This is a genomic window from Brevundimonas sp. (genome assembly GCF_036732845.1).
Taxonomy (GTDB): domain Bacteria; phylum Pseudomonadota; class Alphaproteobacteria; order Caulobacterales; family Caulobacteraceae; genus Brevundimonas.
The window spans coordinates 32,675-52,717 of sequence record NZ_DAINBO010000009.1; the positions used below are offsets into that span (position 1 = coordinate 32,675).

23 protein-coding genes are annotated in these 20,043 nt (G+C 67.3%); 9 read left to right on the forward strand and 14 right to left on the reverse strand.

Annotated elements, in window-relative coordinates:
* Window positions 1-94: 94 nt before the first annotated feature.
* Both V7D63_RS05095 and topA read right to left on the reverse strand, forming a co-directional pair.
* Complete coding sequence (locus V7D63_RS05095) at window positions 95-304, reverse strand: DUF2945 domain-containing protein (RefSeq protein WP_333591181.1); 210 nt, start codon at window positions 302-304, stop codon at window positions 95-97.
* A 65-nt stretch (window positions 305-369) separates the two neighbouring features.
* Window positions 370-2,973, reverse strand: coding sequence for a type I DNA topoisomerase (gene topA / locus V7D63_RS05100; RefSeq protein ID WP_333591182.1), 2,604 nt, complete (start codon window positions 2,971-2,973; stop codon window positions 370-372).
* A gap of 152 nt (window positions 2,974-3,125) precedes the next feature.
* On the opposite strand from topA, the gene V7D63_RS05105 reads away from it, so the two are divergent.
* The gene (locus tag V7D63_RS05105) at window positions 3,126-3,368 is read left to right on the forward strand and encodes a hypothetical protein (RefSeq protein WP_333591183.1); all 243 of its coding nucleotides are present in this window, start codon (window positions 3,126-3,128) and stop codon (window positions 3,366-3,368) included.
* Here V7D63_RS05105 and dprA read toward each other — a convergent pair.
* The 8 genes from dprA to V7D63_RS05145 form a co-directional block, all read right to left on the reverse strand.
* Entirely contained in the window at window positions 3,365-4,444 is a 1,080-nt protein-coding gene (gene dprA / locus V7D63_RS05110) for a DNA-processing protein DprA (RefSeq protein ID WP_333591184.1), read from the reverse strand. The genes V7D63_RS05105 and dprA overlap by 4 nt on opposite strands.
* Window positions 4,441-5,079, reverse strand: coding sequence for a glycerol-3-phosphate 1-O-acyltransferase PlsY (gene plsY / locus V7D63_RS05115; RefSeq protein ID WP_333591185.1), 639 nt, complete (start codon window positions 5,077-5,079; stop codon window positions 4,441-4,443). Before plsY ends, dprA begins: the two co-directional genes overlap by 4 nt.
* 61 nt (window positions 5,080-5,140) lie before the next feature.
* The gene (locus V7D63_RS05120; RefSeq protein ID WP_333591186.1) at window positions 5,141-5,737 is read right to left on the reverse strand and encodes a hypothetical protein; all 597 of its coding nucleotides are present in this window, start codon (window positions 5,735-5,737) and stop codon (window positions 5,141-5,143) included.
* A complete protein-coding gene (gene pyrC / locus V7D63_RS05125; protein WP_333591187.1) occupies window positions 5,734-7,014 on the reverse strand; it encodes a dihydroorotase in 1,281 nt (426 codons plus the stop codon). Before pyrC ends, V7D63_RS05120 begins: the two co-directional genes overlap by 4 nt.
* The gene (locus tag V7D63_RS05130; RefSeq protein ID WP_333591188.1) at window positions 7,011-7,991 is read right to left on the reverse strand and encodes an aspartate carbamoyltransferase catalytic subunit; all 981 of its coding nucleotides are present in this window, start codon (window positions 7,989-7,991) and stop codon (window positions 7,011-7,013) included. Before V7D63_RS05130 ends, pyrC begins: the two co-directional genes overlap by 4 nt.
* Before the next feature lie 23 nt (window positions 7,992-8,014).
* Window positions 8,015-8,938 carry an AEC family transporter gene (locus tag V7D63_RS05135; RefSeq protein ID WP_333591189.1) on the reverse strand — a complete coding sequence of 308 codons (924 nt, stop codon included), beginning with the start codon at window positions 8,936-8,938 and terminating at the stop codon, window positions 8,015-8,017.
* Window positions 8,938-9,417: a Holliday junction resolvase RuvX gene (gene ruvX, locus V7D63_RS05140; RefSeq protein ID WP_333591190.1), complete on the reverse strand. Its 480-nt coding sequence runs from the start codon at window positions 9,415-9,417 to the stop codon at window positions 8,938-8,940. The genes V7D63_RS05135 and ruvX overlap by 1 nt, the downstream gene beginning before the upstream one ends.
* 38 nt (window positions 9,418-9,455) lie before the next feature.
* Entirely contained in the window at window positions 9,456-10,037 is a 582-nt protein-coding gene (locus V7D63_RS05145; RefSeq protein WP_333591191.1) for a hypothetical protein, read from the reverse strand.
* 113 nt (window positions 10,038-10,150) lie between these two features.
* On the opposite strand from V7D63_RS05145, the gene V7D63_RS05150 reads away from it, so the two are divergent.
* From V7D63_RS05150 to V7D63_RS05170, 5 genes are all read left to right on the forward strand, one after another.
* Entirely contained in the window at window positions 10,151-10,666 is a 516-nt protein-coding gene (locus V7D63_RS05150) for a hypothetical protein (protein ID WP_333591192.1), read from the forward strand.
* Window positions 10,667-11,092: 426 nt separating this feature from the next.
* Window positions 11,093-11,380, forward strand: a complete 288-nt coding sequence (gene gatC / locus V7D63_RS05155) for an Asp-tRNA(Asn)/Glu-tRNA(Gln) amidotransferase subunit GatC (protein WP_292258557.1) — start codon at window positions 11,093-11,095, stop codon at window positions 11,378-11,380.
* A gap of 174 nt (window positions 11,381-11,554) precedes the next feature.
* On the forward strand, window positions 11,555-13,033 hold the full coding sequence (gene gatA, locus V7D63_RS05160; RefSeq protein ID WP_333591193.1) for an Asp-tRNA(Asn)/Glu-tRNA(Gln) amidotransferase subunit GatA: 1,479 nt from the start codon (window positions 11,555-11,557) through the stop codon (window positions 13,031-13,033).
* Between the two features lie 4 nt (window positions 13,034-13,037).
* Entirely contained in the window at window positions 13,038-13,406 is a 369-nt protein-coding gene (locus V7D63_RS05165; RefSeq protein ID WP_333591194.1) for a sigma factor-like helix-turn-helix DNA-binding protein, read from the forward strand.
* A gap of 157 nt (window positions 13,407-13,563) precedes the next feature.
* Window positions 13,564-13,947, forward strand: a complete 384-nt coding sequence (locus V7D63_RS05170; protein WP_333591195.1) for an endonuclease domain-containing protein — start codon at window positions 13,564-13,566, stop codon at window positions 13,945-13,947.
* Window positions 13,948-13,982: 35 nt separating this feature from the next.
* Here the strand turns inward: V7D63_RS05170 and V7D63_RS05175 are convergent, their stop codons facing one another.
* Entirely contained in the window at window positions 13,983-14,330 is a 348-nt protein-coding gene (locus V7D63_RS05175; protein WP_333591196.1) for a hypothetical protein, read from the reverse strand.
* 125 nt (window positions 14,331-14,455) lie between these two features.
* On the opposite strand from V7D63_RS05175, the gene gatB reads away from it, so the two are divergent.
* On the forward strand, window positions 14,456-15,949 hold the full coding sequence (gene gatB, locus V7D63_RS05180; RefSeq protein WP_333591197.1) for an Asp-tRNA(Asn)/Glu-tRNA(Gln) amidotransferase subunit GatB: 1,494 nt from the start codon (window positions 14,456-14,458) through the stop codon (window positions 15,947-15,949).
* A 102-nt stretch (window positions 15,950-16,051) separates the two neighbouring features.
* Here gatB and V7D63_RS05185 read toward each other — a convergent pair whose 3' ends face one another.
* Entirely contained in the window at window positions 16,052-17,023 is a 972-nt protein-coding gene (locus V7D63_RS05185) for an RcnB family protein (RefSeq protein WP_333591198.1), read from the reverse strand.
* Between the two features lie 162 nt (window positions 17,024-17,185).
* Window positions 17,186-17,767, reverse strand: coding sequence for an RcnB family protein (locus V7D63_RS05190; RefSeq protein ID WP_333591199.1), 582 nt, complete (start codon window positions 17,765-17,767; stop codon window positions 17,186-17,188).
* Between the two features lie 157 nt (window positions 17,768-17,924).
* On the opposite strand from V7D63_RS05190, the gene V7D63_RS05195 reads away from it, so the two are divergent.
* The gene (locus V7D63_RS05195; protein ID WP_333591200.1) at window positions 17,925-18,644 is read left to right on the forward strand and encodes a glutathione S-transferase N-terminal domain-containing protein; all 720 of its coding nucleotides are present in this window, start codon (window positions 17,925-17,927) and stop codon (window positions 18,642-18,644) included.
* A gap of 180 nt (window positions 18,645-18,824) precedes the next feature.
* Complete coding sequence (locus tag V7D63_RS05200; RefSeq protein ID WP_333591201.1) at window positions 18,825-19,124, forward strand: sel1 repeat family protein; 300 nt, start codon at window positions 18,825-18,827, stop codon at window positions 19,122-19,124.
* A 41-nt stretch (window positions 19,125-19,165) separates the two neighbouring features.
* Here V7D63_RS05200 and V7D63_RS05205 read toward each other — a convergent pair whose 3' ends face one another.
* Window positions 19,166-19,918, reverse strand: coding sequence for a polysaccharide biosynthesis/export family protein (locus tag V7D63_RS05205; RefSeq protein WP_333591202.1), 753 nt, complete (start codon window positions 19,916-19,918; stop codon window positions 19,166-19,168).
* Between the last annotated feature and the right edge of the window lie 125 nt (window positions 19,919-20,043).

The window sequence follows — 20,043 nt, forward strand, 5'->3', positions numbered from 1 at the left end:
CCGGATCGCCCAAAACACTAGGTCCCCGCTTTCGCGGGGATGAGCGGAACGTGCTGGATCACTGATTTCAATGAGCCTTAATTGAGCCTGGACCCTAGTCGAGCCGCGTCAGCGCTCCATCCTTGTGGGCGGCGACATGGTCGGTCTTGTCGCTCTTGATCTCGTACTGGGGGGCGTCGGGCGAGGCCCGATGGCGATAGCCCTTATAGTCGAAGTCGGCCGTATGGACCTTGATGATCCGTCCGCTGACCCGCCCGGCCTCTGAGTTCCAACCGACATGGTCGCCGACGGCGAATTTGGTCATGACCGCGGTCCCTGTTCGTCCTCTTTAAGCGTGAAGGCGAGATCGGGTTCCATCGGCCGCTGAACTCAGGCCTTCTTCTTGGCGGCCGCCTTCTTGGCCGGAGCCTTCTTCGCCGCCGGTTTCTTGGCCGCGGCCTTTTTCGCTGGAGCCTTCTTCTTGGGACCGGCGGCCGCCTTGGCGGCCAGCAGGGGCAGGGCGGCCTCCAGCGTCAGGTCCTCGGGCGCCGTGCCGCGCGGCAGGGTGGCGTTGATCTTGCCCCACTTCACATAGGGACCGAAGCGGCCCGCCATGACGTGGATCGGCGCCCCGTCCTCGGGGTGGGCGCCCAGATCCTTCAGCGGGGCCGTCGCGGCGCCGCGCCCGCCCGGCCGCCCTGCGCGCTTCTCGGCCAACAGGGTCACGGCGCGGTTCAGGCCGATGTCGAAAACTTCTTCGATATCCGACACATTGGCATAGGTCCCATCGTGCAGGATGAAGGGTCCGTAGCGGCCCAGACCGGCTGAAATCATCTTGCCGTCTTCCGGGTGCGCCCCGACCTGACGCGGCAGGCTGAGCAGGCGCAGGGCGCGTTCCAGGTCCAGCGAGGCGGGCGACCAGCCCTTGGGCAGGGACGAGCGTTTGGGCTTGTCGCCGTCTCCGGCGGTTTCGACATAGGGACCGAAACGGCCGATCTTCAACTGCACCGGCTGGCCGGTCGCCGGATCGACGCCCAGTTCGCGGTCGCCGCCGTCCGCGCCGCCCTCGGCCGCGTCGGGCGAGGCCACGGGCCGGGTGTATTTGCAGTCGGGATAGCGCGAGCAGCCGATGAAGGCGCCGTAACGGCTGGTCTTCAGGCTGAGCTGCCCCTGATGGCACAGGGGGCATTCACGCGGATCGGAACCGTCGCCCTTGTCCGGGAAGATGTGGGCGCCCAGCGACTCGTTCAGGGCGTCCAGAATGGCGGTGGTGCGCAACTCGCCCGCCGCCTGGGTGGCGGCGTGGAAGTCGGTCCAGAAGCGGCGCAGCAGCACCTTCCAGTCCAGATCCCCGGCCGAGACCTCGTCGAGCTGGGTCTCCAGCGCGGCGGTGAAGTCGTATTCGACCCAGCGGTCGAAGAATTTCTCCAGGAAGGCGGTGACCAGCCGACCCTTGTCCTCGGGATAGAAGCGGTTCTTGTCCATCCGCACATATTCGCGGTCGCGCAGGGTGGTCAGGATCGAGGCGTAGGTCGACGGGCGGCCGATGCCCAGTTCTTCCAGCTTCTTGACCAGGGTCGCCTCGGAATAGCGGGGCGGCGGCTCGGTGAAATGCTGGTCGGTGCGGACAACGTCGACCTTGGCCGTCGCGCCTTCCTTCAGCGCGGGCAGGCGGGTGGTGTCGTCCTCGTCGTCCTCGGCGGCGCCCTTCGGACGATCGTCGCGGCCCTCTTCGTACACGGCCATGAAGCCGTCGAAGGCGACGACCTGGCCGGTGGCGCGCAGCCCCGTCTGGCCGTCGGCGGTCTCGATCTCGACCGTGGTCCGGTCCAGGCGCGCCGATTCCATCTGCGAGGCGACCATCCGCTTCCAGATCAGCTCATAGAGCCGCTGAAGATCGCTTTCGAGGCGCAAGGCGTCGGGGTGGCGGCTGATGTCCGTCGGCCGGATCGCTTCGTGCGCTTCCTGAGCATTCTTGGCTTTCGCCTTGTAATATCTAGGCTCAGACGGAACATAGGCGGGACCAAAACGGTCGCCGATGACCGAGCGGGCCTGGGCGATCCCTTCGGGACTGACCGAGACGCCGTCGGTACGCATATAGGTGATCAGGCCGCCCGAGCCGTCGACGCCCTCATACAGCTTCTGGGCCGTCTGCATGGTGCGCTGGGCGGTGAAGCCCAGTTTGCGGGCCGCCTCCTGCTGCAGGGTCGAGGTGGTGAAGGGGGGCGAGGGGCTGCGCTTGACCGGCTTCTTCTCGATCGAGCGGATCGTCAGCGGACTGGCCTGGATGGCGGCGCGCGCGGCCTGGGCCGTGGCCTCGTCCTTGATGTCCAGGCGCTGGACGCGCTTGCCCTGATGCTTGACCAGGCGGGCGGTGAAGGGCGGGCTGTCGGCCGTCAGATCGGCTTCGACCGACCAGTATTCCTGGGCCTTGAACCGCTCGATCTCCATCTCGCGGTCGACGACGATGCGCAGGGCCACCGACTGGACCCGCCCGGCCGAACGCGCGCCCGGCAGCTTGCGCCACAGCACCGGCGACAGGGTGAAGCCGACCAGATAGTCCAGCGCGCGGCGCGCCAGATAGGCCTGGACCAACTCCATATCCAGCTCGCGCGGCTGGGCCATGGCGTCGAGCACGGCGGACTTGGTGATGGCGTTGAAGGTGACGCGCTGGACGGTCGTGTCCTTCAGCGCCTTCTTCTTGTTCAGCACCTCCAGCACGTGCCAACTGATGGCCTCGCCCTCGCGATCCGGGTCGGTGGCCAGGATGACGCGGTCGGCGCGCTTGGCCGCCTCGGCGATCTCGCTGAGGCGCTTGGAGGCCTTGGCGTCGACCTCCCAATGCATGGCGAAGTCATCGTCGGGCAGGACCGAGCCGTCCTTGGACGGCAGGTCCCGAATATGGCCGTATGAGGCGAGAACCTCGTAGTCCGAACCAAGGTACTTATTGATGGTCTTGGCCTTGGCCGGGCTTTCGACGATGACGAGATTCATGAGCGTGGCGGTTCCCGGAGAGGGCGGGGAAGGTGGTGGGGGCGCGGCGTCCTGTCAATCGCGTGACGACAGCTTCTTCGACATGGGTTGAAAGTCAGCTTGCCAGTCTCGTTATGGTTGTGTGTATTGATGCGGCCAGGAGGAGAAACGCCATGGTCCAACCGACGCCCAGCGACGGGCCGCTAGATCCCGCCGCCGCGCCCGAACCGGAGGGTGTGCTGATCCCGGGCGTGGTCGAGGAGGAGAGGGTCCGGGAATACGTCCGCTCCCTGTCGGAGGAGTTGGCGTTGATGGCGCGCCGGGCCGGCGACGAACCCTTGGCCAGCGTGCTGGAGGCGGCCGTGCGGCTGGCGTCCGAACCCAGGCGAACCGTGGGGCGCGGCCGCAACAGCTAAAGCGAGACCAGGCCGCCGGGCAAAAGGGTGGCGCGCCCCGTCAGATCCAGCTCCAACAAGGCGGCGGCCACGGTCGAGACGGGCAGGTTCAGGGCGCGGGCCAGTTCGTCGCGCGGCGTCGGCGTGGGCGACAACAGGGCGGCGACGCGGTCCAGAAGCTCGGGCGCGATCTCGCCGGGGGCGTCGCCGAACGGATGGCCGCCCGGCGGCTCGCGCAGGGTGCGCAGGGTCGAAAAGGCCCGCTCCACGTCCTCGACGCCCTCGCAAAGGACGGCCCCGTTGCGGATCAGCTCATTGGGACCGCGCGAACGCGGGTCCAGCGGCGATCCCGGCACGGCGAAGACGTCGCGGCCCTGTTCCGCCGCCAGCCGGGCGGTGATCAGCGAGCCGGAACGCAGCTCGGCCTCGACCACCACGACGCCGCGCGACAGGCCCGAGATGATGCGGTTGCGGCGCGGAAAATCGCGCGCCTGCGCCCGTGCGCCCATGGGACTTTCGGAAACGATGCAGCCCTGCTCGCGGATGCGGTCGTACAGCGCGGCGTTGTCGGGCGGATAGACGTCGTCGACGCCGCCGCCCAGCACCGCGACCGTGCCGGTCGGCAGGGCGCCCTCATGCGCCGCCGCGTCGATGCCGCGCGCCAGGCCGGAGACGACGACATGACCCGCCTGACCGAGCTGCTGGGCCAGGCCGCGGGCGATGCGCTGCCCGCCCGCCGAGGCGATTCGGGCGCCGACCACGGCGACGCAGGGCCGGGACAGCAGGGCGGGGTCGCCCAGGGTCCACAACAGCGGCGGCGGCGGATCGACGGCGGCCAGCATCGGCGGATAGGCGTCGTCGCCCAGAACGATCAGGCGGGCGCCCGCCCGTGCACCGGCGGCCATTTCGGTCTCGACCTGTTCGACCGAAGGCGGGGCCGAGGCGCCGCCCGCCTTGCGGATCATGCCGGGCAGGGCGGTCAGGGCGGCCTGGGCCGAGCCGAACCGCTGAAGCAGTTGGCTGAAGGCGACGGGACCGATGCGTTCGGTGCGGGCCAACCGCAGCCGGGCGAACCGCTCGGCCTCGGGCAGGGTCACGCGGCCTTGGCTCCGATGCGGGGTTCCGCTCCCCGCAACAGGCGGCCGATGTTCTGATGGTGGCGGACCCAGATCAGCACGGCGGCGAAGGCGGCCAACAGGGTGATGGGCATGGATGTCGGCAGGCCCAGGGCGGCGATGGGCAGCAGCGACAGCACCGGCGTGGCCGCCGAGGCGATCAGGGCCGACAGCGACGAGATGCGGAACAGGGCGGCGGTCACCAGCCACAGGGCGGCGGCAAGCAGGCCCAGCGGCCACCAGGCGGCGATCATCAGGCCGAAGAAGGTGGCGACGCCCTTGCCCCCCTTGAAGCCCAGCCAGATCGGGAACAGGTGGCCCAGGAAGGCGGCGCCCCCGGCGATGGCGGCCGCGACGTCGCTGTCGAACAGCCACCGCGCCAAGAGCAGGGCGGCCGCGCCCTTGCCCGCATCGAGCAACAGGGTGGCCAGGGCCAGGTCCTTGCGGCCGGTGCGCAGCACGTTGGTCGCGCCGATGTTGCCGGACCCGATGTTGCGCACGTCGCCTGCGCCCGCCGCGCGGGTCAGGATGACGCCGAAGGGAATGGAGCCGAGCAGGTAACCGGCCACGGCCGTCAGACCGAGCGTGCCGAGCGCCGGAGCGACCAGATCCTGCACCTTCAGACCCCCAAAGATTCAGGCCCCCTGAATCGCTTCAGGCTGTGTAGCACGGGCGGCTTCAGGTGAACCAGCACCGGTAGTAATGCCCGGTGATGCGACGGCAGGACAGGAGGTCGCCGCCCCAGAGTTCCTGAAGATCGGATCGAACCGTGTGCTTTGGGGGCTTGCCGGTCCAGCCTCTCGCCGTGGCGACCGCGTCGCTCGGATCATGGATCACCGCGCCCCAATTATCGGCCACCCCCACGGGCTGTGGAAAGGCGATGCGAACGGGAGGGCCGCGCTCGATACGGTATTGGCGACCGTCGATTTGGCCTTGATCCGGCAGGGCGGCGGCTTGCGCGACCACCTGATCATAAACTGCCTTGTGAGATTGCAGGCTGGCCCATGCCCAGCTCCAGCTTCCCGCTGTCGAAATGAAGGGCGAAGCGGCAACGACGAGAGCGCCCGCGACGAGAGCCGCCAGTCCGCCGCGCCACCCAGACTGAATAACCGAGACGGCCAATACGCCGACGCCCATCACGAACCAGAAAATCTGGAGTACTGAGCCGAAGATGAAGACGGTCTCGAACAACCAGTCGCCGATGAACAGCAAAAGGCTCATGACGGTTGACCAGATCAGAATGGGGATCAGGGTCGAACGACTGATCCGCTTCACGTCATGAACACCCGTCGCCCGCCGACGAACGTGGCCTGAATCCGACCTTGCAGGCGGCGGCCGTCGAAGGGGGTGTTCTTGGATTTGGAGCGCAGGGCGTCGGCGTCGATGACCACCGGCGCGGCCGGGTCGAACAGGATCAGGTCGGCGGGCGCGCCGGGCGTCAGGGCGCCAGCCTCCAGCCCCAGTAGGGCAGCGGGACCGTGGGTCAGGGGCCGCAGCACGTCCAACAGGTCCAGCCCATGCTCGTGATGCAGGCTCAAGGCGGCGGGCAGCAGGGTCTCCAGCCCCACGGCGCCGGGCGCGGCCTCGGCGAAGGGGCGGCGCTTGTCCTCGGCCGGGGCGGGCGTGTGGGCGGATGTGATCACGTCGATCACGCCGTCGCGCACCGCCTCAACCAGGGCCTGTCGGTCGCTCTCGGCGCGCAGCGGCGGGTCCAGCCGGAAGAAGGTGCGGTAGTGGCCGATGTCCAACTCGTTGAAGCACAGGTGGTTGATCGACACCGAGGCGGCGACCTCCAGCCCGCGCGCCCGGGCGCGGGCCAGGGTCTCCAGCGCGCCCTCGGTCGAGATCTGATCGACCAGGAAGCGCACGCCGGTTTGTTCGACCAAGGCCAGGTCGCGCTCCAGCCCGATGCGTTCGGCCACGGCGGGCGCGCCCGACAGGCCCAGCCGCGTCGCCAGTTCGCCCGAGGCGGCCGTCGCGCCCTCGGCCAGCCACGGATCGGCGGGGCGGCAGGCGATCAGGGCGTTGAAGGCGGTGGCGTAGCTCATCACCCGCATCAGGGTGCGGCTGTTGGCGATGACGTGGTCGCCGTCGGTGAAATACAGGGCGCCGGCCTCGTCCATCAGGCCGATCTCGGCCATGCGTTCGCCGCCCAGGGCCTTGGTCGCGGCGCCCGCCGCGCGGACGTTGACCAGGTTCAGGGCCGCGCCCCGACGCTGGATGAAGTCGATCATCGCCGGATCATCGACGGCCGGATCGGTGTCGGGCTGGACCACGATGGTGGTGACGCCCCCGGCCGCCGCCGCCAGGGCGGCCGATTTCAGCGTCTCTTTCGGCTCATGCCCCGGTTCGCCGGTGCGCACGCGGATGTCGATCAGGCCCGGCGCCAGGCACAGGCCCACAGCGTCGATGATCTCGACGCCGTCGGGCGCGGTCGAGACGCCGTGCGCCACGTCGACGATGCGGCCGTCCTCGACCAGAACGGCGCCGGGACCGTCGTAGTCGGACGCCGGGTCCAGCAGGCGGGCGTTGATGAAGGCGAGGGCGGTCATGCGGCGCCTCCGCGACGTTCCGACAGGGCCGCCAGCACGGCCATGCGCGCGGCGACGCCCATTTCGACCTGGTCCTGGATCAGGGAGACGGCCGGATCGTCGGCGACGTCGGAATCGATCTCGACGCCCCGGTTCATCGGGCCGGGGTGCATGACCTTGGCGCCGGGCGCGGCCCAGGCCAGCTTTTCGCGGTCCAGGCCCCAGAAGCGGAAATATTCGCGGGTCGAAGGGGCCAGGGCGCCGTCCATCCGTTCCAGTTGCAGACGCAACATCATCACCACGTCCACCCCGGCCAGACCCTCGCGCATATCGTGGAAGACCTCGCAGCCCCAGCGGTCGGCGTCGCCCGGCACCAGGGTCGGCGGGCCGATCAGGCGGACGCGCGCGCCCATCATCGACAACAGGGCGACGTTCGACCGCGCCACGCGGCTGTGGGCGATGTCGCCGCAGATGGCGACCGTCAGACCGCCGACGTCGCCGAACGCCCGGCGCAGGGTGACCAGGTCCAGCAGGGCCTGGGTCGGATGTTCGTGCCGCCCGTCCCCGGCGTTGATCACCGCGCAGCCGACCTTCTGGCTCAACAGGTCGGCGGCCCCGGCGGCGGCGTGGCGGATGACCAGCACGTCCGGCTTCATGGCGTTCAGCGTCGCCGCCGTGTCGATCAGGGTCTCGCCCTTGGCGACCGAACTGGTGCGCGGCGACAGGGCGGTGACGTCGGCGCCCAGGCGCCGGGCCGCGATCTCGAACGAGGCCGAGGTGCGGGTCGAGTTCTCGAAGAACAGGTTCACCACCGTGCGACCGCGCATCAGGTCCAGCGTCTTCTGGTCCGACCGGCTGAGGTCCACGAAGGCGTCGGCCAGGTCGCACAGGGCCAGGGCCGCAGGCGGGTTCAGGTCGGTGGCGGATAGGAAATGATCGCGGGGGAACGGGACCAGCCGTTCTTTGATCGTCTCGGCGAGTCGGGCGGCCTGGCTCATCGAGGCCCGGCTATAGGCCCCGATCAGACCAGATGGAAGAGCGTCAACACCACCGGAATGCCCACGGCGCTGCCGACGGTGGTCAGGGCGACGATCCCGGCCATCAGCGGCGCGTCCCCGCCCATCTGCCGCGCCAGGATGTAGCTGGCCGCCGCGCCGGGCGCCGCGCCGCACATCAGGGCGATGCCCTGCGCCGTCGCATCGCCGCCGTAGAGGCGGCACAGGCCCCACATCAGCGGCGGGGTGACGACCAGTTTGATGAAGCTGACCGCGCCGATCGTGACCCGGCGGCGCGCCACCTCGGCGAAGCTCAGGCCCGCCCCGGCCACGATCAGACCCAGCGGCAGGGCCGCCCCGCCCAACAGTTGCAGCGTGTCGGAAACGCCGGGCAGGCGCGGAACCTTCAACAGGTTCAGGGCCAGGCCGACCAGACAGGCGATCAGGATCGGGTTGGACAGGATGGCCTTGGTCAGGGCCAGGGGCGACATCTCGCGCTGATCGGCGCCCCAGCGCACCAGGACGATGACGCACAGGATGTTGGTCACCGGGATCATGGCGGCGATGACCACCGCCGCCAGGGCCAGGCCGTCGGGACCGTAGATCGACTGAATCACCGGCAGGAAGACGAAGCTGTTCCAGCGGATCACGCCCTGAAAGACGCTGGTGAAGGCTGGGCCGTCGATCTTCAGCAAGGGGCGCGCCGCATAGGTGGCCGTGGCGATGATCAGCACCGAGGTGACGGCCGCCGCCCCGGCCGCGCCCGCGCCGCCGCCCGAGATGTCGGCCGTCCAGATCGCCGGAACCAGAAAGCCGGGATACAGCAGGTGGATCGACAGCTTCTCGACCGGCCGCCAGGTGGCGTCGGGCAGAAAGTCGGACTTGCGCAGGCCATAGCCGATGGCGATCAGCACGAAGACCGGAACGACGCCGACCAGCAGCGCGCCCATCAGATCCAGGTCGCCTGGTCGCGCACCCGGTCCAGCGCGCCTTGCAGGATCCAGGCGGCGGCGGTGCGGTCCACCACATCGGCCCGGCGTTTGCGGCTCAGGTCCAATTCGTCGATCAGGAAACGCTCGACCGCGCTGGTCGACAGCCGCTCGTCCCAGAAGGCGATGTTGACGGGGCGCAGCCGCTCCAGATTGCGGGCGAAGGCGCGGCACGACTGGGCGCGTGGTCCCTCGGTCCCGTCCATATTGACCGGCAGGCCGATGATCAGGGCCGAGGCCCGACGCCCGTCCATCAGTTTGAACAGGCGTTCGGCGTCGGGCGTGAATTTGGTCTTGCGGATCAGCTCCAGCGGGCTGGCGATCAGGCGCGAGGCGTCCGAAGCGGCCACGCCGATGGTCGCCTCGCCCAGGTCCAGGCCCAGCCAGGGCGTGTCGGGCGGGCAGGCGACGGACAGGTCGAGAAGGTCGAGGACGGGCACGGCTCGCCGGTAAGCTGATGGGTACGGCGTGTCAAAGACTACGGACGACAGCTCGCATCGCCGTAGGCCTCAAGGTATGGTTTGTCGAAACAGATAATCAGACCGTCGAGCACGTCTAGGTTCATGGGCCAGGCGATCTCGCGCCCAAACTTCGCACGGAACTCCGCAACCGCCTCGTCCCAGTCTTCAGGAGGCGGGGTGGCTGCGAGGCGATCGCGGGCAGTCTTGAGTCCTTCAAGGTCCCGGTTCAGGAATGCGACGCTTCCAAGCGCGTAGTCGGCGAAACCATCGGAAGTCACGCTGGGATCGACACCGGCCATCATCAACCGAACCGCACGTGCAGTTTGACCCAGGCCAGCGCGAAGCTGCCCCTCATGCCAGTAGTTCAGGTGTAACTGGCTTATGTCGAGGACCGCCCGATGGCTCTCGCGATAATCACGCAGAAGGTTGGCCGCTACGGCAAGGCACGTCTGGTTGTTGGCAAGCGTGCGCCAACTGATGACCTCAGTGCTGTCGAAACGCTCTGGAGACATGGCCATTAGGGCTTCTCGGTCATGAGCACATGGCGCCACAGGGGCAGAGACCGTTTGAAGCGCGATGAAAAGCGAGGCGATGAGCATGACGATCCTCCTGCACAGACGATTGTCATGTAAGGTGTCCAGATTGCGGCTCGGGTCTGGCGTCGCGCCGTGTCCAGAGGCATGGTGGCGCCTCGTCGACGAAGGAGAGCCGGATGCGTCCCCTTGTGTTCGTTTGCAGTCTTTTGGCGCTCAGCGCGTGCGACACCCAGGTCGAGAGCCGGCGCGAGGCGTTGGAGCCGCGACAGGGCGGCTCGGGTCCCGCCCAGACGGCGGCCCTGACGCCCACGGGCGCGCCCCAGACCCTGTCGCCCGAGACCGACGCCAGCCTTCAGAGTGCGGCCTCGGTGGTCGAGTTGACGACCCTGGAGGGCCAGGACGCCAAGATCTTCGGCACGGCGGGCGGCGATCCGGCCATGAACGGCCTTTATGTGCACATCGCCTTCTTCATTGACCCGGCCCAGGGCTGGCGCGTGTTCCGCATCGGCGACTTCCTGGACTATCGCGTGTTGCGCGCGGCGCCGGGCGTGGTCGATCTGGAACTGACCGAGAGCGTGATGGACGCCGCCACCCAGCAGATCGGCAGCCAGAAGCGACGGGTGATCGTCCGCTGGACGCCGGGCCAGGGCGGGGCGGCGCCGACGGCGGTGACAGTGGCTCCAGCAGGCTGATGGCTGCGTCACATATTTTGGTAGTTTCTAAGGTTGAAATCTGCGGCCTGTAAGCTCGCCCGCGCTAAAGCGTGGCCCTTACAGAAGTGCGGGACCTGATAACCTTACTCTCGCAACAAGGGGGGGCGGCATGGGTTCTTTAAGCATCTGGCACTGGATCATCGTTGTCATATGGCTTCTGCCGATGTTCCCTATCTCCACGATCTTGAAGAAGGCTGGCTTCAGTCCGTGGTGGGCGCTGCTTTATGTGGTGCCAGTTGGCAATGTGGTCGCGCTGTTTGTCTTCGCCTACGCCAAGTGGCCAGCAAGAGCGTAAGGCAGCCTCAGACTTCAAACTAAGGCACCGCCTGATCGTCCGCATCCTTGTGAAATCGCGGCCGGACGGCTAATCCCGCCGTCTCTATTTTCGCGCATCTGGAGGGCCGCATGGCCATCGACGCCGCGACGGTGAGGCGCGTCGCCCACCTCGCCCGCATCAAGACCCCCGAGGATCGGCTGGAGCCTCTGGCCGCCGAGCTGAACGGCATCCTGAAATGGATCGAACAGTTGGACGAGGTCGATGTGCAGGGCGTCGAACCGATGACCTCGAACGTCGCCGCGCGCCTGAAGATGCGCCCTGACGTGGTCACCGACGGCGCCAAGGTGGACGCCGTGCTGTCGAACGCGCCCAAGTCCGCTGACGGCTTCTTCGTCGTGCCCAAGGTGGTCGAATGAGCGTCGTCCATTTTATCCTTCTCCCCCCGGGGGAGAAGGTGGGCGGCGGAGCCGCTCGGTTGAGGGGGCTGCCGACTTCGCCCTCATCGCCCGGCTGCCTGCTCGCCGAACCAGCCCCCTCAACCGTCTCGCTCCGCGAGCCACCTTCTCCCCCGAAGGGAGAAGGAGATCGATATGTCTGACCTGACCTCACTCACGCTCACGCAAGCCGTCGCAGGCCTGAAGACGAAAGCCTTCTCGTCCGAAGAGATCACCCGCAGCTTCCTGGGCGCCATCGACGCCGCCAATCCGACCCTGAACGCCTATGTCGAGGTCACGGCGGACAAGGCGCTGGAAATGGCGCGTGCGTCCGACGCCAGACTGGCGGCCGGGCAGGGCGGGGCGCTGGAAGGCGCGCCGCTGGGCATCAAGGACCTGTTCTGCACCGACGGCGTCCAGACCACCGCCGGCTCCAACATGCTGCGCGGCTTCGTCCCGCCGTATGAATCGACCGTCACCGCCAATCTGTGGCGCGACGGGGCGGTCATGCTGGGCAAGCTGAACATGGACGAGTTCGCCATGGGTTCGTCCAACGAGACCAGCGCGTTCGGCCCGGTGAAGAATCCATGGAAGTCCAAGGCGTCCAACGCCGAACTGACGCCGGGCGGATCGTCGGGCGGCTCGGCCAGCGCGGTGGCGGCGGACCTGTGCCTGGCGGCCACGGCCTCGGACACCGGCGGCTCGATCCGCCAACCGGCGGCCTTCACCGGCACGGTCGGGATCAAGCCGACCTATGGCCGCGCCAGCCGCTTCGGCATGGTGGCCTTCGCCAGTTCGCTGGACCAGGCCGGGCCGATCACCAAAAACGTCGCCGACGCGGCCCTGATGCTGCGCTCCATGTGCAGCTTCGATCCCAAGGATTCGACCAGCCTGGACGTCGCCACGCCCGACTGGACCGCCAGCCTCGGCCAGGGCGTGAAGGGCCTGCGCATCGGCGTGCCGCGCGAATACGTCGTGGACGGCATGCCGGCCGAGATTCAGGCCCTGTGGGACCGCGGCGTCGAATGGCTGAAGGCCGCAGGCTGCGAGATCATCGACATCAGCCTGCCGCACACCAAATACGCCCTGCCGACCTATTACATCGTCGCCCCGGCCGAGGCCTCGTCGAACCTGGCTCGCTATGACGGCATGCGCTTCGGCCATCGGGCGACGGATGCGAAGTCGCTGACCGACCTGTACGAGACCAGCCGGGCCGAGGGCTTCGGCAAGGAGGTCCAGCGTCGCCTGACCATCGGCGCATACGTGCTGTCGGCCGGTTTCTACGACGCCTTCTACGTCAAGGCGCTGAAGGTGCGCCGCCGCATCGCCGAGGATTTCGACAACGTCTGGGACAAGGTCGATGCGGTGCTGACGCCCTCGACCCCGTCGGCGGCCTTTGCGTTGGGCGACAAGCAGATCGACCCGGTGACCATGTATCTGAACGACGTCTTCACGGTGACGGCCAACCTGGCCGGCCTGCCGGGGATCTCGGTGCCCGCCGGTCTGGACTCCGGCGGCCTGCCGCTGGGTCTGCAAGTCATCGGCAAGGCCCTGGACGAAGCCACCGTCTTCCGCGTCGGCCAGGCGCTGGAGGACGCGGCGGGGTTCACCGGCAAGGCGGAGCGCTGGTGGTAGGGCAATGACCGATCTGGAGCGCAAAGTGCTCGAACTTCGTGATGAAGGCCTCACCTTCAAAGCGATTGGAGAACGACTTGGCGTTTCAGGGAGCAGGGCGAGCCAATATGTCATTCGCGCTCAACTACGTCGCGATGTGGCTCCTTTCTATAGCGGTCCACAGGAAGCCGAAATCAGAGCCTTGGTGCCGGAGAGTGTTGCGCGTCGCTTTATGACGGATCGCATTTTCCATTGGCGCGAAGTGCTTACGGCTTATGTGCTTGGAGAACCGTTTTCCCGATGGCCGAATGGAAGACCCGTGTCCCTTGCTGTCGGAAATCTGATCAAGTTCGTCCTCCGAAACGAAGTTGATCTTCCAACTATCTCGCGATGAACCCTCTCCCATTGGGCGCGATGAACCCTCTCCCATTGGGAGAGGGAGGGACCCGCGCGCTTAGCGCGTGGGAGGGTGAGGGACGGATGTTGAGCGTTGAAAGCCGACCCTCATCCGACCTGGCTTCGCCAGGCCACCTTCTCCCACAGAGAGAAGGATGGTGACGAGCGGACGAACCCAGAGGGCGCGGTCGTTGCGACGGCGTGATGGGCTGGCCGAGCAGAAGGTATGGTCGCTTCTGCGCGGTGGTCGCATCGATGGGCTGAAGTTCCGACGCCAGCATCCAGTTGGTCCATACATCGTGGACTTCGCCTGTGATCCGCTGAGACTCGTGATCGAGATCGACGGCGGAATTCACACACGAGATGACGTAACGCTGGACGACCACTATCGGCAGGTGGAGATCGAAAGCTTAGGCTGGACGGTCATGCGGTTCTCGAACGAGCAGGCGTTGACCGAGCCGTTGCGGATCCTCGATGCGGTCCACGCCCATGCGCGACTGGTGAGGGCCGACCCTCACCCTCCCGCTCAACCAGGTTGAGCGGGTCCCTCCCTCTCCCGCTGGGAGAGGGTGTTTTACGCCGGCGGCAGTTTCTTCAGGTCGGCGTCGATGGCGGCGATGATTTCGGCGGTCACGGCGCCGCCCGACAGGGGCGCGACCTCGGCCAGGGTCATGTCCTCGAATTGCGGACGGGCCGGGTGCTGAGACACGCCGGGCAGGTGTTTTTCCATCACTGCGCGGGTCTGTTCATTGGCCAACAGGTCCTTGATCGAGCTGGCGATGGTCGGGCGCGCGGCGGGCGCGGCGGGGGCCTGGGTCCCGGCGGCGTGCGCGGCGTGGCCGCTGTGGTCATGGGATTGGGCGGATGCGCCGCTCGTGGCGGCGAGGGCCAGGGCGAGCGAGGCGGCGACGGTTCTGATCATGGTTTCCTCCGACTTGGAGCCGGATGGAACACCAGAGGCAAACGCCGTTCAATGGTGAATGTGAAACGCGGCGAATTGCGACGCGACGGCTTTCCTCGCGCCGCGTCGGAGGCTATCGCACAGGCATGAGCGACACGTCCAAACTGATCCAGGGCCGCACCGGCGCGTGGGAAATCGTCATGGGGCTGGAGATCCACGCCCAGGTGGCGTCGAAATCCAAACTGTTTTCGGGCGCCGCCGTCGGCTTCGGCGCGGGACCGAACGAACAGGTGTCGCTGGTCGACGCGGGCTTTCCCGGCATGCTGCCGACGCTGAACGAATTTTGTGTCGAACAGGCCGTGCGCTCGGGCCTGGGCCTGCGCGCTCAGATCAACCGGATCAGCCAGTTCGACCGCAAGAACTATTTCTATCCCGACCTGCCCACCGGCTATCAGATCAGCCAGCTCTATCACCCCATCGTCGGCGAGGGCGTGGTCGAGGTCGAGCGCGAGGACGGATCGTTCTTCAACGTCGGCGTCGAGCGGCTGCATCTGGAGCAGGACGCGGGCAAGCTGATCCACGACCTGTCGCCGACCGAGAGCTATGTCGACCTGAACCGGGCCGGCACCGCGCTGATGGAGATCGTCTCGCGCCCCGACATCCGCACGCCGGAAGAGGCGGTCGCCTATGTGAAGAAGATCCGCACCATCCTGATCTATCTGGGCACCTGCGACGGCGACATGGAGAAGGGCAATTTGCGCGCCGACGTGAACGTGTCGGTCTGTCGCGAGGGCGGCTATGACCGGTTCAAGGCGACCGGCGACTTCAGCCACCTGGGCACGCGCTGCGAGATCAAGAACGTCAACTCGTTCCGCTTCATCCACCAGGCCATCAACTATGAGGCCCGCCGCCAGATCGAGATCCTGGAGGACGGCGGCTCCATCGTGCAGGAGACGCGCCTGTACGATCCGAACGCGGGCGAGACGCGTTCGATGCGGTCTAAGGAAGAGGCGATGGACTATCGCTACTTCCCCGACCCGGACCTGTTGCCGCTGGAGCTGGAGCAGGCGTGGATCGACGCCATCGCCGCCAGCTTGCCGGAACTACCCGACGACAAGCGGCGCCGGTTCATGAGCGAATACGGTCTGTCGCAATACGACGCCGGAGTGCTGATCTCGGAACAGGCCAAGGCCGATTATTTTGAAGCCGCTGCGAAGGGGCGTGACGCCAAACTGGTCGCCAACTGGGTCACCAACGAGGTCTCGGCCCGCCTGGCCGCCGACGGCAAGGATTTCGGCGAGAACCCGCTGCCCGCCGCCCATGTGGCCCAGTTGGTCGAGCTGATCGAGACCGACGTCATCTCGTCCAAGATCGCCAAGCAAGTCTTTGACTATGTCTGGAACGGCGAAGGCTCTCCGGCCGAGGTCGTCGAAAAGCGCGGCCTGAAACAGGTCACCGACACCGGCGCCATCGAAACCGCAATCGACGCGATCATCGCCGCCAACCCCGACAAGGCGGCCGCGGTGGCCGAAAAACCCCAGGCCCTGGGCTGGTTCGTCGGCCAGGTCATGAAGGCCACCGGCGGCAAGGCCAATCCGGCCGCGGTCAACGACATCCTGAAGGCCAAGCTGGGCTTGTAGCCCCGCCCGCCGTCATCCTCGGGTCAAGCCCGAGGATGACGGAACTGAAAAGACAAAGGCCCCGGAGATCGCTCTCCGGGGCCTTCTTCGTTGCGTTGGAGCCTACCAGCGCCAGGCGTCGTAGATGGCTTCGATGATGTAGCCGTCGTAGCGGTCGACCAGATAGATGTTGTTGTCGACGAACACCCACATGGTCCCGGCTGGCGGATAGGGCAGGCCCCAATAGGCCCAGTCCCGCAGCTCGTAGCGCCAGAACAGGGACGGCAGGAAGTCGCCCTCGTAATAGCGGCGGCCCCAGTAGCTGCGCGGGACGTTGTAGTAGCCGTAGCCCGGCGCGAAATAGAAGCCGATCCGCACGCCGCTCCAGCCGCGGAACGAGCGGTCGTTGCGCCACCAGTCCGAGCGGCCGTGACGCCGTTCCCAGTTGCGGCTCCATTGGTCGCGGTTGAAGCGGTTGCGGAAGTCGCGGTGGTCGCGCCGGTCGTTGTTGTTCCAGTTGCCGCCGTTGGGACGATCCGGGCGGTCAGGACGGCCCGGACGATCGGGCCGATCCGGCCGATCCGGCCTGTCGGGGCGGTCAGGCCTGTCGGGACGGTTCGGCCAGTCGGGGCGATCTGGACGATCCGGGCGATCCGGGCGATCAGGCCGCGTCGGGCGGTCGGGCCGGTCCCAGCCGCCGTTGTTGCCGCCGTTGCCGCCGCCGTCATTCGGCCGGTCAGGCCGCTGGGGACGATCAGGCCGGTCGGGCCGGTCAGGACGATCAGGACGGTTCGGTCCCGTCCAGCCGCCATTGCCGCCGCCCGACGGATTGGAGGGCTGCTGAGGCGGTTGCGGCCTGTCGGGGCGATCCGGGCGATCCGGGCGATCGGGACGATCCGGCCGGTCGGGACGTTGCCCAGTGTCGGGGCGCTCGTCGCGCTGTTGCTGTTGTTGGCCGCCGTTGCGGCCGCGATGACGCGGCGGGTCGTCGCGCTCTTCGGCCTGCGGGCCGTCCTGGGCCGCCGCGGCCAGGGGCGCCGCCGCCGGAACGGCGAAGGCGACGAGGGCGGAAAAGACCATCAATGTGCGTTTCATGGCGTTCTCTATTCCCGATGCGCCCCTTATGGGCGTCGTGTGAGGAGACGGTCGCGCCTGGCGCATGAACCGTGTCTGAACGACGTTCGACACCGTCGTCGCGATAAAGAAAACCCCGCGGATCGCTCCGCGGGGTCGTCAGCCGGGTTCGGTTCGGAACCCCTAGAAGATGTCGTACAGCACGCTGGCGATCAGGCCGGTCGCCAGGGCGATCAGCACGATGTCGTTGCCGGCATAGACATAGCGGTAGCCGCGCGGGGCCTGCGGCAGGCCGTAATAATAGGGGTCGTTGACGTAATAGCTGCGATAGGCGGGCGGCAGGTAGCCGCCGCGGCTCCAGCGCTGGCCGTAGTAGCGCGGCTCGACCCGGTAATAGCCGTAGCCCGGCGCATACCAATAGTTCTGGCGGGCGCCGCGATAGTCGTGGAAATCGCTGCGGTCGCGCCACCAGTCGCGGTTGTTGCGGTCCCAGCGGCGGTTGTCGTTGCGCCAGTCGCGACGGTCGTCACGACGATCCTGACGCCAGTCGCGACGGTCGTCGCGGCGGTCCTGGCGCCAATCCCGGCGGTCGTCACGGCGGTCGTTGCGCCAGTCGCGATTGTCCTGACGCCAATCGCGTCGGTCGTCGCGCCGGTCATGGCGGCGTTCACGGCGGTCGTCGCGGCTCTGGGCCTCGGCGACCAGGGGGGCGGCGGTCGTGCTGAGCGCGAGGGCGACGACGGCGGCCTTGGTCAGGCGGTTCATGCATATCTCCATCGTTCGGCGCCCGCCCCCCGAGCGGCCAGTTAACCCTGACAGGCTCGGGTTCGCGGCATGAACCTCGCCTGAACGGTGAATTCAGGTGGATTGCGCGAGGCGGTCTCGCTCCCCAGATCAGGACCCGAAGCCAAGGAGCCAACGCATGACCCGGCCGATCGAACTCTGGTACTGGCCCACGCCGAACGGCTGGAAGGCGTCCATCGCCCTGGAGGAGATGGGGCTGGCCTATGAGATGAAGCCGGTGAACATCGGCGTCGGCGAGCAGTTCCAGTCGGGGTTCCAGGCCATCAGCCCCAATGGGCGGATGCCGGCCATCGTCGATCCCGACGGGCCGGGCGGCGAACCGATCTCGATCTTCGAGTCCGGGGCCATACTTCAGTACCTGGGTCTGAAGTCCGGGAAATTCTATCCGACCGACCCGCGCGCCAAGGCCGAGGTCGATCAATGGCTGTTCTGGCAGGTCGGCGGGCTGGGACCGATGGCGGGCCAGACGCATCATTTCCGCCAGTACGCGCCGGCCCTGATCAAGGATCAGCGCCAGATCGCCTATGGCGTGAACCGCTATACGAACGAGACGCACCGGCTTTACGGCGTGCTGGACCGGCGGCTGGCGGGGCGGGACTTCGTCGCGGGCGACTATTCCATCGCCGACATGGCCTGCTGGCCCTGGATCCTGCCCGAAAATCAGGGGCAGAACCTGGACGACTTCCCGAACCTGAAGGCCTGGGTTGCGCGCGTGGGCGCGCGGCCGGGGGTGATCGCGGGCAAGGCCGTGGGCGCCGATCTGCGCCGCGACCTGGGCCGCGCGGGGGCCGAGGCGGACGCGGCGCGCAAGGTGCTGTTCGGACAGCGGGCGCGGTAAGTCTGAATCAGAACTTACCGGTCGATTGAAGGTTTGTGAATCGCGCCTGGAGTATTCATTTCAGCTTTACTGAAAAGTCCGCGCGCGACCTGTCGCTGTTAACTTTAACTTCAAACCGGCGGTATTTGATCGCGTATCAGAGGGGCGGGCCAGAACGGCGTCGCCTTGGAGGATACGGTGATGAACGCGCAAGAACTGGCGCACGACGAAGCCCCGGCGGCCTTGCCGCTGCCGACGCCCGACATGGACGGCGACGCCCTGTTCCGCCTGGGGATGATGTATTCCTCGGGTTCGGGGGGCTGTCCGATGGACCGGGTCTCGGCCCATATGATCTTCAACCTGGCGGCCATGAAAGGCTCGGTCGAGGCGCGTGTCTATCGCCGCGAAATGAGCCAGGAGATGGAGCGTGAGGAGATCGCCGAAGCCCAGCGCGCGGCGCGGCAATACATCGACGCCGGCGTGGTGCGGCTGGTGGCCTGACGACATCGTCCTTCTCCCTCGGTGGGGAGAAGGAAGCGCCCCTAAAAATTCTGATACTGCCCGTTGATCGTATAGTTGAAGCCGATCGGCAGGGCGTTGCGGATCTGGGTGAAGAAGTTGGCCAGTTCGCCCAGATTGCTGCGCGGCACATAGATCAGGTCGCCGCGACGCAAGGCCACCACCTCGCCGCGCCGGGGCCGCAGATCGATCACCCGCATCATGCGCCGCCCGCCCGGCCCGCGCCGGATCAGGGCGACTTCTTGGGGCTTGGCCGTGGGCAGGAAGTCTCCGGCCTGGACCACCGCCTGATAGGCGTCGATGTCGCCGTTCATATCCAGAACGCCGGGGGTGCGGACCTCTCCGGCCACCCAGACCTTCAGCGGCCCGGCCGTCTTCAGGGTGATCTCGACCACCGGCCGCACCAGTTGCGAGGCATAGGCGCCCGAGGCGGCGCTCTCCAGTTCGGCGAGGGTGCGATCCGCCGCCATCAACTGGCCGACCAAGGGCAGGGACACCCGTCCGTCCGGCCCGATGCGCAGGGTGCGGGTCAGTTCGGGCGCGGTCGGGGTCGCGATCTCGATCTCGTCGCCGGGATAAAGCACGTACTCCGGCTCGTCGTCGGTCCAGTCGGCGAAGGGGATGTTGGGAAAACTGCCGGGCTGGACCCGATCCACGCGGCCGACGGCGCCCTGATTGCGGGCCATGGGGCGCGGCATGCGGTCAGCCTCGCCGCCCGCGCACCCTGACAGAAGGGCGGCGGCGCCCAGCAGGATCAGGCGGCGGTCAGGGATCATGGCGCTCGCTCAACACAGAGACTCGAAACCAGCTTCGGACCTCAGGCTGGCGGTTTATGGGTAACCAGTGGTTAACGCCGCGCGGCCACTGTCCGAACGACCGCCAGTATTGAACGGATTCGGCC

What these genes read in the sequence shown, in the direction of transcription:
- V7D63_RS05190 (WP_333591199.1), bottom strand. Translation starts at nt 17,767, where the DNA reads ATGAACCGCCTGACCAAGGCCGCCGTCGTCGCCCTCGCGCTCAGCACG.
- V7D63_RS05150 (WP_333591192.1), top strand. Translation starts at nt 10,151, where the DNA reads ATGCGTCCCCTTGTGTTCGTTTGCAGTCTTTTGGCGCTCAGCGCGTGC.
- V7D63_RS05105 (WP_333591183.1), top strand. Translation starts at nt 3,126, where the DNA reads ATGGTCCAACCGACGCCCAGCGACGGGCCGCTAGATCCCGCCGCCGCG.
- V7D63_RS05200 (WP_333591201.1), top strand. Translation starts at nt 18,825, where the DNA reads ATGAACGCGCAAGAACTGGCGCACGACGAAGCCCCGGCGGCCTTGCCG.
- V7D63_RS05175 (WP_333591196.1), bottom strand. Translation starts at nt 14,330, where the DNA reads ATGATCAGAACCGTCGCCGCCTCGCTCGCCCTGGCCCTCGCCGCCACG.
- gatC (WP_292258557.1), top strand. Translation starts at nt 11,093, where the DNA reads ATGGCCATCGACGCCGCGACGGTGAGGCGCGTCGCCCACCTCGCCCGC.
- V7D63_RS05130 (WP_333591188.1), bottom strand. Translation starts at nt 7,991, where the DNA reads ATGAGCCAGGCCGCCCGACTCGCCGAGACGATCAAAGAACGGCTGGTC.
- V7D63_RS05135 (WP_333591189.1), bottom strand. Translation starts at nt 8,938, where the DNA reads ATGGGCGCGCTGCTGGTCGGCGTCGTTCCGGTCTTCGTGCTGATCGCC.
- gatA (WP_333591193.1), top strand. Translation starts at nt 11,555, where the DNA reads ATGTCTGACCTGACCTCACTCACGCTCACGCAAGCCGTCGCAGGCCTG.
- gatB (WP_333591197.1), top strand. Translation starts at nt 14,456, where the DNA reads ATGAGCGACACGTCCAAACTGATCCAGGGCCGCACCGGCGCGTGGGAA.
- V7D63_RS05095 (WP_333591181.1), bottom strand. Translation starts at nt 304, where the DNA reads ATGACCAAATTCGCCGTCGGCGACCATGTCGGTTGGAACTCAGAGGCC.
- V7D63_RS05165 (WP_333591194.1), top strand. Translation starts at nt 13,038, where the DNA reads ATGACCGATCTGGAGCGCAAAGTGCTCGAACTTCGTGATGAAGGCCTC.
- V7D63_RS05145 (WP_333591191.1), bottom strand. Translation starts at nt 10,037, where the DNA reads ATGCTCATCGCCTCGCTTTTCATCGCGCTTCAAACGGTCTCTGCCCCT.
- V7D63_RS05170 (WP_333591195.1), top strand. Translation starts at nt 13,564, where the DNA reads ATGGTGACGAGCGGACGAACCCAGAGGGCGCGGTCGTTGCGACGGCGT.
- topA (WP_333591182.1), bottom strand. Translation starts at nt 2,973, where the DNA reads ATGAATCTCGTCATCGTCGAAAGCCCGGCCAAGGCCAAGACCATCAAT.
- V7D63_RS05185 (WP_333591198.1), bottom strand. Translation starts at nt 17,023, where the DNA reads ATGAAACGCACATTGATGGTCTTTTCCGCCCTCGTCGCCTTCGCCGTT.
- V7D63_RS05195 (WP_333591200.1), top strand. Translation starts at nt 17,925, where the DNA reads ATGACCCGGCCGATCGAACTCTGGTACTGGCCCACGCCGAACGGCTGG.
- pyrC (WP_333591187.1), bottom strand. Translation starts at nt 7,014, where the DNA reads ATGACCGCCCTCGCCTTCATCAACGCCCGCCTGCTGGACCCGGCGTCC.
- V7D63_RS05205 (WP_333591202.1), bottom strand. Translation starts at nt 19,918, where the DNA reads ATGATCCCTGACCGCCGCCTGATCCTGCTGGGCGCCGCCGCCCTTCTG.